General features: G+C 67.1%; 7 protein-coding genes. 5 read left to right on the top strand and 2 right to left on the bottom strand.

Annotated features, from left to right (window positions below; translation table 11 throughout):
• Nucleotides 1-18 precede the first annotated feature (18 nt).
• The 5 genes from BGN95_RS00870 (at nucleotide 19) to BGN95_RS00850 (ending at nucleotide 4,751) form a co-directional block, all read left to right on the top strand.
• Nucleotides 19-435 carry a glycosyltransferase gene (locus tag BGN95_RS00870; protein WP_286771350.1) on the top strand — a complete coding sequence of 139 codons (417 nt, stop codon included), beginning with the start codon at nucleotides 19-21 and terminating at the stop codon, nucleotides 433-435.
• Nucleotides 432-1,880, top strand: a complete 1,449-nt coding sequence (hpnJ, locus tag BGN95_RS00865; protein ID WP_179512210.1) for a hopanoid biosynthesis associated radical SAM protein HpnJ — start codon at nucleotides 432-434, stop codon at nucleotides 1,878-1,880. The genes BGN95_RS00870 and hpnJ overlap by 4 nt, the downstream gene beginning before the upstream one ends.
• 145 nt (nucleotides 1,881-2,025) lie before the next feature.
• Nucleotides 2,026-2,856, top strand: coding sequence for a hopanoid biosynthesis-associated protein HpnK (gene hpnK / locus BGN95_RS00860; protein WP_286771339.1), 831 nt, complete (start codon nucleotides 2,026-2,028; stop codon nucleotides 2,854-2,856).
• Nucleotides 2,857-2,865: 9 nt separating this feature from the next.
• Complete coding sequence (locus BGN95_RS00855) at nucleotides 2,866-3,774, top strand: ferritin-like domain-containing protein (protein ID WP_265271858.1); 909 nt, start codon at nucleotides 2,866-2,868, stop codon at nucleotides 3,772-3,774.
• The gene (locus tag BGN95_RS00850) at nucleotides 3,735-4,751 is read left to right on the top strand and encodes a lysylphosphatidylglycerol synthase domain-containing protein (protein ID WP_353744650.1); all 1,017 of its coding nucleotides are present in this window, start codon (nucleotides 3,735-3,737) and stop codon (nucleotides 4,749-4,751) included. The genes BGN95_RS00855 and BGN95_RS00850 overlap by 40 nt, the downstream gene beginning before the upstream one ends.
• Before the next feature lie 101 nt (nucleotides 4,752-4,852).
• Here the strand turns inward: BGN95_RS00850 and hpnN are convergent, their stop codons facing one another.
• Together hpnN and BGN95_RS00840 are read right to left on the bottom strand one after the other, a co-directional pair.
• Nucleotides 4,853-7,486, bottom strand: a complete 2,634-nt coding sequence (gene hpnN / locus BGN95_RS00845) for a hopanoid transporter HpnN (protein ID WP_286771348.1) — start codon at nucleotides 7,484-7,486, stop codon at nucleotides 4,853-4,855.
• Entirely contained in the window at nucleotides 7,486-7,944 is a 459-nt protein-coding gene (locus BGN95_RS00840; protein ID WP_179512207.1) for a DUF2141 domain-containing protein, read from the bottom strand. The genes hpnN and BGN95_RS00840 overlap by 1 nt, the downstream gene beginning before the upstream one ends.
• Nucleotides 7,945-8,045 lie beyond the last annotated feature (101 nt).

The raw sequence follows: 8,045 nt of genomic DNA, 5'->3' as shown, positions 1-8,045 counted from the left end.
GCCGCGCGCGGCCCATTGGTGACGGTCCCGCCGATGCTCGTCACCCATGCCTCGGCCGAGCGCAATTTCGGCGAATTGTGGCGCCACGAACTGCGCTGGGGGGCGACGGTGCGCGATGTGGTGCCCGGCGCCTATATGCTGGGGGTGATCGGCATGCCGCTGCCGCTCGCCTTGTGCGATATCGTGTGTCAACCGCGCTGGGGGCTGGCGGCGGCCGCCTTTGCGCTGGTGTCGCGGCTTGGCGTGGCCTACGTCGCCGATCGGCGCGCGGGCACGCGCACTGCATCGTTGTGGCTGCTGCCGATACGCGATTGCCTGACGTTCGCGGTATTTGTCGCGAGCCTCGGGGTACGATCGGTTGATTGGCGCGGCGCAACGCTTAAAATGGAGAAACACGGCCGGATCGCGGCCGAACCGGAGATCCCCCTCCCATGACGTTGCGTACACTGTTTATGCAGGCCCCGTCGTTCGACGGTTATGACGGCGGCGCCGGCGCGCGCTACCAGATGAAGCGCGAGGTGCGCAGCTTCTGGTATCCCACCTGGCTGGCGCAGCCCGCGGCGATGGTCGCCGGATCGCGGCTGATCGATGCGCCCGCGCACGACCAGAGCTGGGAAGACATCGCGCATGAGGTGGACGGCAAGGAGCTTGTCATCCTCCACACCTCGACGCCGAGCTTCAATCAGGACATCCGCACCGCCGCGCTGATCAAGGCGCGCAACCCCAAGGCACTGGTCGGCTTCGTCGGCGCCAAGGTCGCGGTCGAGCCTGACAAGAGCCTTGCCGCGAGCGAGCACGTCGATTTCGTCGCGCGCGAGGAATATGATTTCACGATCCTCGACATCGCCGAGGGCAAGCCGCTCGCCGAGGTCGACGGGATCACCTGGCGCGCGCCCGACGGCGCGTTCATCCGCAACAAGGATCGCGCGCCGATCGAGGACATGGACGTCCTTCCGATGGTCTCGCCGGTCTACAAGCGCGACCTGACGATCGAGAAATATTTCGGCGGCTATCTGCGCCACCCCTATGTCAGCTTCTACACCGGGCGCGGGTGCAAGAGCCGCTGCACCTTCTGCCTGTGGCCGCAGACGATCAGCGGGCACAATTACCGCTATCGCTCGGTCCCCAAGGTGATCGAGGAAGTGCAGTACATCCTGAAGGAGATCCCCCAGACCAAGGAGATCTTCTTCGACGACGATACGCTGACCGACAATCACGAGCGCGTCGAGGAACTGGCGCGCGCGCTGGGGGCGCTCGGCTTCGGCAAGCCGGGCTTCCCGGTATCGTGGAGCTGCAACGCCAAGGCCAATGTGCCGCGCAAGACGCTGGAGGTGCTCAAGGCCAACGGGCTGCGGCTGCTGCTCGTCGGCTATGAAAGCGGCAACCAGAAGATCCTGCACAATATCAAGAAGGGGCTGCGCGTCGATGTCGCGCGGCAATTCACCAAGGATTGCCACGAGCTCGGCATCGTGATCCACGGCACCTTCATCCTCGGCCTGCCCGGCGAGACGCTGGAGACGATCGAGGAAACGATCGAATATGCCAAGGAAATCAATCCGCACACGATCCAGGTGTCGCTGGCGGCGCCTTATCCGGGGACCTTTCTCTATAAGCAGGCGACCGAAAACGGCTGGTTCGACGGCAGCGATCATCTGCTGACCGACGGCGGCAACCAGATCGCGCAATTGAGCTATCCGCATTTGCCGGCGAGCGTGATCTTCGACAAGGTCGAGGAATTCTACAAACGCTTCTACTTCCGCCCGCGCAAGATCGGGTCGATCGTCGGCGAGATGCTGCGCGATTTCGACATGATGAAGCGCCGGCTGCGCGAAGGCGTGGAGTTCTTCGACTTCCTGCGGCGGCGCAAGGAAGCGGCGTGATCCTCCGCCCGCCACGTCGTCATCCCCGCGAAGGCGGGGATCCATTCACGCTGAGCTTTGCGATGGAATCGCGCCCGCAGCGTCAATGGATTCCCGCCTGCGCGGGAATGACGGGAGAAGGAACGCGGGTGACCGCAGCGCAAAAGTGAAAAGGCTCGTCGTCACCGCCGACGATTTCGGCGCGTCGATCGAGGTCAACACCGCGGTTGAGCAGGCGCACCGCCACGGCATCCTCACCGCCGCCAGCCTGATGGTCGCGGGCGATGCCGCGGCGGATGCGGTGGCGCGGGCGCGCGTGATGCCGACGCTGGGGGTTGGCCTCCATATCGTGCTGGTCGAGGGGCGGCCGATGCTGCCTCCCGAGCGTTTGCCCGCGCTGGTCGCGCCGGACGGCAATTTCCGCACCGATATGGCGCGGACCGGGGCGCGGATCTTCGCTTCCCCCGCCGCGCGGCGCCAGCTCGCCGCCGAGGTCGAGGCGCAATTCGCCGCCTTTGCCGCGACCGGGCTGCCGCTCGATCACGTCAATGCGCACAAACATTATCACCTGCATCCGACGATCGCGGGGACGATCCTCAGGGTCGGGCGGCGCTTCGGGATGAAGTCGATCCGCGCCCCGATCGAGGATCGCGCCATTCTCAACGCGATCGAGGGCGGCGCATCCGGCCCGCGGATCGAGACGATCTGGGCCAGGCTGGTGCGCCGGCGGATGCGCGCGGTGGGGATGGCCGTGCCCGATAACGTCTTCGGTCTCGCCTGGTCCGGCGCGATGACAGCAGCGCGGGTGCGGGGGTTGCTCGACCATCTCCCCGACGGGCTGAGCGAAATCTACACCCACCCCGCGACCGGCCCTTATCCCGGCGCCGCGCCCGGCTATGATTATCCCGGCGAACTCGCCGCGCTGACCGATGCGCTTGCGCCGTCGCTGATTACGCGCGAGAGGATCGCGCTCGGCCGTTTTGCCGATTTCGCTTGAGGTAAAGTAATGAATCTCGTGCCCGATTGGGGAGAGTTCGACAGCAAGGCGCCGCTCCCGGTCGGGCCGGTGCGGCTCGGCAGCCCCGAGCATCTGATGCTGTTCAGCCGGATGCTGCTCGATACGCACGATCCCTATCGCCCCGCGCTGATCGACTGGCCCGAGCTGGAGCCCGCGACGCGCGACAAGATCGTCTCGCTGCCGATCTGGGATATGGCGGTGCAGACCGAGGGACGCACCGGGCTGTTCGTCAAGACGTTCGGCGAAACGGTGCGCGATCCGCTGCTCAAGTCCGCGGTCGAGATGGACGCGTTCGAGGAGCGCCGCCACAAGGTGGTGCTCGCCGATATGGTGCAATCCTATGGCATCCAGCTCGAGCCCGAACCCGATTATATCAAGCCCAAGGACGCCGAATGGGCCTTCATGCGCTCGGGCTATTCGGAATGTATCGACAGCTTCTTCGGCTTCGGGCTGTTCAAGCTTGCCAAGGATACCGGCTTCTTCCCGCCCGAGCTGATCGACACGTTCGAGCCCGTCATGCGTGAGGAGGGGCGGCATATCCTGTTCTTCGTCAACTGGGTGGCGTGGTGGCGGCGCAACATGCCGTGGTGGCGCCGGCCCTATTTCGAGGCCAAGGTGATCGTGGTGTGGCTGTTCCTGATCTGGGAACGGATCGACATGGCCAAGGGCATGGGCGACAACACCAAGGCGCAGGAGAATAATTTCACCCTCAACGGCTCGAAGGAGCTGGGGGTGGAGGTGACCTTCCCCGAACTCGCCAGCATCTGCCTGTCGGAGAACGATCGCCGGCTGGCACCTTACGACCAGCGGCTGATTCGCCCGCGCTTCGTGCCGGCGATGATGCGGCTCGCGCTCAAATTCATGAAAAAGCCGAAGCCGGCGGGAGCGGCCGCCTGAACGGTTTCGCGCGGGCCGGCCTGCTGCTGGCGACGGTCGCCGGGCTGGCGGTCGCGGTCTGGACCTTCGGCGCGACCGGTTTTGCCGATGTGGTGTCGGTCGCGCGGCGCATCGGCGTTGGCGGGTTCCTGCTGTTCTGCGGCTGGTCGCTCGGCACCTTCGTGCTGCTCGGCGCCGCATGGCTTGCCGCCGCGCCGGGGGAAATGCTGGGGCGGCTTGGGCTATTTTCCTGGGCGCGGATGGTGCGCGAGGCGGTGTCGGACCTGTTGCCCTTCTCGCAGCTCGGCGGGGTGGTGATCGGCGCGCGGACGCTGACCGTCGCGCGTATCCCGATGCCGCGGGTCTACGGCTCTTTGGTGGTCGATATGACGACCGAGATGGCGGCGCAGCTCGCCTACACCTTGTTCGGGCTGGCGCTGATGGCCTCGCTGCTGATCGGCGACGGCGCGGCGGTGGCGCTGCGCGGGCCGATCCTCGGCGGGACGGCGGTGATGGTGACGATCATCCTCGCCTTTTTCGCCGGGCAACGCACCGCGCTCGACCTGACCGCGCGGATCGCGGGGCGTTTCGTCCCGGCGGGGCGCGGCGCGCTGGAAGATATCCGTGCCGAGCTGGCGGGGATTTACGCGCGGCGCGGGCGCGTCGCTCTCGCCTTCGGGTTCAACCTCGCGGCGTGGGTGGCGAGCGGGGCGGGGGCTTGGCTGGTGCTGCGGCTGATGGGGGTGCCGATCTCGCTGCTCGACATGCTGTCGCTCGAAAGCCTGATCTTCACCTTGCGCAGCGTCGCCTTCTTCATTCCCGGCGCATTGGGGGTGCAGGAGGCGGCCTATGCGCTCGCCGGGCCATTGTTCGGCCTGCCGCCGGAGAGCGCGCTGGCCTTGTCGCTGGCGAAGCGCGCGCGCGATCTGGCGATCGGGGTGCCGACGCTGCTCGCGTGGCAGCTCGGTGAGGCGCGTCAGCTCGCGCGGGGTGAGTAATGTGAGCCGTCACCCCGGGGCTTGTGCCGGGGTGAGGGGATTCAATATAATTGATTGTAATATCGATATAATTTTTCGAAATCCAGGATTCGACCCGCCGGTCACTCGTGTGAACTTTGTGAACTTTGCCTGTTTGATCGCATCCCGCTCGATCCTTTCGGCGGCCCCAGCAGCGCGGGTTCGAAGATCAGCGCGCAGATCAGCGTCCAGATCAGCGAGATCATGAGGATTTCGCCCATGCTCGCGGTCCCCGGATGATGCGACAGCCACAGGCTGCCGAACGCGGTGCCGGTGGCGAACGCACTGAACAGCACCGCGCGCGCCAGGCTCGATTGCAGCAGCCCGGTCGCTCCGGCGCGCCATGCCATCACGAAATAGATATGGAAGGCGACCCCGACCCCGAACAGCAGCGGGAAGGCGATGATATTGGCGAAGTTGATCGGCTGCCCGATCAGCACGCAGCTTCCCAGCGTCAGGAAGATCGACAACACCACCGGTGCCAGCGTGAACGCCACCTCGCGCACGTCGCGCAGCACCGCGAACAGCAGCACGCTGACCAGCAGGAAGGCGAGAATCCCGGCGCGGACAAACGCGCCGGCGATCGTCCCCGCCGCCGCCTGCGTGCCGACCGGCAAGCCGGAAATCGCCGGCGTCACCCCGGCCACCGCATCGCGGAAGCGGGTGATGACGCGATTGTCGTTGCTGTCGCCTTTGGGGAAGACCTGCAGCCGCACCCGCCCATCGGGCGCGACCCAGCTACGCACCAGATCGGCGGGCAGATCGGCGCGCGTCACGGGTGCAGCCTGCAACGCGGTGCGGACCTGATCGAGCATCACCCCGAGCGGCTTGGCGAGCGCTGCGTTGAGCGCCGCGCGTTTGGCGGGCGCGGCCTGCGCCAGCTGGTCGAACAATGACGCGAGGCGTTGCGCGTCGCGCGCGCCTTGCGTCTGGTTGCCGGCGGAAATCTCGCGCAGCCGCGCGGCGCTTTGCGTGAGCGCGGCGACCATTTCGGCGTCGCTCGGCGGCGCGGCGATATCGAGCGGGTTGATCGTCACGTCGAGCAGCAGCGCGGCGTCCTGGATCAGCGCCAGCTTGGCCGGCTGATCATCGGGGACGAAGCTATCGAGCGAGACAACATGCGCCACCTCGGGCAGCGCGGCGAGCTTGCGGGTCAGCACCTGCGCTTCGTTCGTACTGCGCGCGAGGACGTCGATCGTGTTCGGGGTGCGATCGGGGTCGCGGGTCAGATCGGCGAGCGCGCGCATCGATGGCGCCTTCGGATCGCGCAGATGGAGCGGGTTGAAGTCGAACGACGCCCAGGGCAGCAACGCGATGCTGACGATCAGTGCCGCGACGAATGCCCAGAGCACCGCGCCGCGGCGACGCTCGAGCAGCCGATCGACCGGCGCGAGCGCGGCGATCCCGACCTCGCCGCGCGGCCGATCGGGGCGGAAGACGATCACCAGAGCGGGGAGCAAGGTCGCGCTCAGCGCCAGCGCGATCACCATCCCGATTCCGGCGATCAGCCCGAGTTCGGCGATGCCGATATAATCGGTCGGCAGGAACGCGCCGAAGCCGAGGAAGATCGCGCCCGCCGCCAGTGTCAGCGGCGCGCCCAGCGCGACCGCCGCCTGCTGCATCGCTGCGTCGGGCGCCGCACCCTCGACGCGTTCGGCATTGTAGCGGACGCACAATTGGATGCCGAAATCGACCCCCAGTCCGACGAACAACGGGATGAAGGCGACCGAGATCACGTTGAACCGCCCGACCGCGAGCAGCCCCGCCGCCATCGTCAGGATCAGCCCGAGCACGATCGTGATCAGGATCGCCGCGACCAGCCGCACCGATCGCGTCGCGAACCAAAGCGTGATCAGCATCGCCGCGAGCATCACCGCACCGACCAGCCCGATATTCTCTTGCAGGCTGGCGAATTCCTGATCCGCCAGCGGCACCTCGCCGGTGAGCTGGACGCGGACGCCGCGCGCCGCATCGAGCCCCAGTGCGCCGGCGGCGGCGTGCACCGCATCGGTCGCCGCCTCGCCGGGCATCAGCGCGCTATGATCGAGCACCGGCTGGACCAGCAAGAGCCGGCGTGTCGGCGGCGCGAGCGCGCCGCCGCTGCTTGCGAACAGTCGCTGCCACGAAAAGGGCGCCGGGTGGCCGCGCAGCGCGCCATCGGTGGCGTCGGCCAGTGCGCGGATCGGCTTGTCGATGCGATCGAGCGACACCTGCCCGGCCGCGACGCCGTCAGCCATCGTCGAGAGCGCGCCGGCGACGCCGCGCAGGCTGGGATCGGCGGCGAGCGGGCCGAGCATCGGCTGCGCCTCGACCAACGCCGCGGTGGCGTCGCGCACCTCCTTTTCGCTGCCGAACAACAGCCCCTGACGCGCGAAATAGTCGCCGCCGTCGGGGCGGGTGACGCGGCGGAAATGCGCCTTGTCCTCAGCGAGCCGCGCTTCAAGCCGCGCGGCGCCGTCTTCGGCGAGTTCGGGGGTCGCGCCGTCGATCATGATCAGCATCGCATCGGTCAGCTGCGGGAAGGCGGCTTCCATCGCGCGTTCCTGCCGCCGCCAGTCGACATCGGGGGAGATCAGCGCAGCGGTGTCGGTGGTCATCGCGAACCGGTCGGCCACGACGACCAGCGCCAGCGCCGCCAGTATCACCGCGCCGACGATCGTCAGCCACGGGCGCCGCACGCTCGCCGCGACAAGGCCGGCCACCGGGGAGCGTTGCATCACCGCGCAGGTGGCCCTTTCGCACCCATGAAATACCGCAGCTGGAAGGCGATCGTATGGCTATGGCCGTTGAAAGCGAATGCCGCTTCGGCGAATTTCGGCGGCCCGAGGCGGATCTTGGCGTCGTTCGAGAAACCGATCCCCTCCTTGGGGATGCCGAACAGCCCGCGGTCGACCTTGCCGTTGCTATTCTCGTCGAGATAGGCCTGCACGGCATAATGGCCCGGCGGCAAATTGCCGATCGTCACCCGCGTGGTGCCGAGCCGCGCGCGCGCATTGCCCGACCAGGGGCAATCCTCCTTGAGGAATTTCGCCTCCGGGCAGACATCGACCTGCACCAGCCCGGTCGCCGCGCGGACGTTGCCGACGTCGACGGTCAAGACGCCGCGCGCCGGTTCGGACGGCGCAGCGGCGGAAAGCAGGAACAAGGCAACCGGGGCAAGCAGCAATGGCTTCATGAACGCAGACGTTCCTCGACCGCGCCGGTCTGGTTCCACCGCAATGTTTTGAGGACGGTATTGACGATATGGTCGGCGTCGAGCCCGGCCTCGGCATATTG

The organism is Sphingomonas sp. 66-10, assembly GCF_001897045.1.
Taxonomy (GTDB): Bacteria; Pseudomonadota; Alphaproteobacteria; order Sphingomonadales; family Sphingomonadaceae; genus Sphingomonas; species Sphingomonas lycopersici.
The sequence above is the reverse complement of the archived record's forward strand: the minus strand, read 5'-3'. Positions and strand labels throughout refer to the sequence as shown.

Bases quoted from the DNA above. Each gene is read 5' to 3' on its own strand.
- BGN95_RS00840 (WP_179512207.1), bottom strand. From the start codon at position 7,944: ATGAAGCCATTGCTGCTTGCCCCGGTTGCCTTGTTCCTGCTTTCCGCC.
- hpnN (WP_286771348.1), bottom strand. From the start codon at position 7,486: ATGCAACGCTCCCCGGTGGCCGGCCTTGTCGCGGCGAGCGTGCGGCGC.
- hpnJ (WP_179512210.1), top strand. From the start codon at position 432: ATGACGTTGCGTACACTGTTTATGCAGGCCCCGTCGTTCGACGGTTAT.
- BGN95_RS00855 (WP_265271858.1), top strand. From the start codon at position 2,866: ATGAATCTCGTGCCCGATTGGGGAGAGTTCGACAGCAAGGCGCCGCTC.